We start from the raw sequence: 1,984 nt of genomic DNA, 5'->3' as shown, positions 1-1,984 counted from the left end.
CTCGGCCGCGCTGGTCGAGTCCATATGCGCCAAAATAAGTGCGATAGTCTGAGGGTGCTCGGTCATGATAAAGTCCGCAAGCTGCTGAGGCTTGACCTTAGTAAGATAGCCGAAGCTTTTTGAGTTTTCCATACTTTTTGCGAGCTTATCGAGGATCTTTTGCGCGGTTTCAGGACCAAAGGTGCGATATAAAATTTCTTTCGCGTACTCTAGGCCGCCGCTTCTCATGTATTGATTTGACTGCATGAGAGCGTAAAATTCTTCTAAAACAGCGGCCGCTACGTTTTTATCCATGCTTTTTGCGGTAGCTATGTAGCGCGAAATTTCGGTTATGACGTCAACCTCCATATGCGAAAAGAGCAGAGTCGTGACGTCCTCGCCCAGCTGAATAAGCAAAATAGCGATCTTTTCTGGCATAGAAAGATCGTCATACACCATCTTTTGCTGTTCGTTTAGCTTTGTTGCCATTAAAAGTCCTTGCGGTTGCTAAAATCCGAGTCGTTTTTGACTAGGTCTTGTAGCAAGACGGCGATCTCCTCGCTTCGCTCTTGCACGATTAGTTTCATCTTCTCTAGCAATACGTCGTAGCGCAGATCGTCCTCGTTAAAGTTATCGCCGATACCCAGCTGCTCCTCGACCTTTTTCCTGGCGGCTTGAAATTTCTCCAGCGTATCTTCGCTGTCATCAAGCTGAATGTCGTTATCAGGTATCTCAGGCTCTTCTTCCTTGATCTCCTCGAGCATCTTAGCCATAAACGGCACGATGACTTTTTTGTAAAATATATAGAGTAAAACTGCGGCAAAAAGGTATTTTAGGATCGGCAAAAACGGCACTACGTAAAGATCGAAAAAGGACTGAACCTTGCCCGCAGGCGTCTGCCCGTCTTGGCGCTGGAACTCAAAGTTACTAACCGTGACCTCGTCGCCTCTGTTTTGATCAAAACCGATAGACTGGCGGATGAGAGCGTCGATGCGTGCCAGCTGCTCTTTTTCAAGCGGTACGTAGGCGATCTCTTTAGTCGGATTTCCGTTTTCGTCTTTTTTGTTTTCGTATTTTCCGTCCACGACGACCGCGGCGCTTAGGCGGTTTATCTTAGCAAACTGATCCTTGACGCGCTCGACTTTTTTTGAGATTTCATAGTTTGTCGTAGATGAGCTTTTTGAATACAGCTCTTTCATTTTACCGTCTTGCAGGCCTTCGACCGGACCGATATTGCTCACGGCCCCAGGCACGCCTTGCACTTCGGCTTCTTTGCTGCCTTGGCGTTTTTCTTCGACGTTTTGCTCGCTTCTAGCTACGGAGTTTGGATCAAAGGTCTCGCTTTGGCTATCTTTTCTAGCAAAGTCAAAGTCTATCGTTACTTTGGCTACGACCTTATCCGAGCCGCCCACGATAGGCGATAGGACGTTTATGATTTTTTCTTCGAGATTGTGCTCGGCGTCGCGTTTATAGCGGATTTGTTGCGTGATCTGATCGCTATCGTATTCGCCGTCCTCCTCGCCAAGCGGCACTCCGTCCTGGCTCACGATTTTTACCTGCTCGGGTTTTAAATTTGCCACCGCTGCGGCAACCAAATTTTTAATACCCGTAATTTGTTTTAAATTTAAGCTCTGTCCGTCTTTCAAATTTAACACAATAGAGGCGCTTGGCGGAGTGGCTCGCTCGGTAAAAAGCGTTTCTTTCGGTATCGCGATGCGCACGATGGCTTTATTTATCGGCGCTAGGCTTTCGATCGTGCGAGCTAGCTCGCCCTCGAGAGCACGCTGAAATTTGACCTTTTGCTCGGCATCCGTCGCGCCGAATTCTTGCTTATCGAAAATCTCAAATCCGACCTTGCCGTCTTTTAAAATCCCAAGCGACGCGATCGAGATCCTCTCGCGGTAAACGTCCGAGTTTGGCACCAAAATCGTGCCCTCGTTTAAAATTTTATACTTTACCTTATCTTTTTCAAGTTGCTGGATTATCAGCGCAGAGTCTGCGGCGG

1 protein-coding gene and 1 pseudogene are annotated in these 1,984 nt (G+C 47.6%); both read right to left on the bottom strand.

Annotation, left to right across the window (positions count from 1 at the left end; all coding sequences use genetic code 11):
• A pseudogene (locus Q0338_RS10600) lies at positions 1-468 on the bottom strand (flagellar motor switch protein FliG); the annotation flags it as partial.
• Positions 468-1,984 (bottom strand): flagellar basal-body MS-ring/collar protein FliF (gene fliF / locus Q0338_RS10595; protein WP_298086689.1); only part of this gene is annotated, 1,517 nt, incomplete at its 5' end. The pseudogene Q0338_RS10600 and the gene fliF, both read right to left, overlap by 1 nt.

The organism is uncultured Campylobacter sp., from assembly GCF_938018145.1.
Classification (GTDB): domain Bacteria; phylum Campylobacterota; class Campylobacteria; order Campylobacterales; family Campylobacteraceae; genus Campylobacter_A.
Note: the sequence above shows the minus strand (reverse complement) of the source record. Positions and strands in the feature narration are given on the sequence as shown.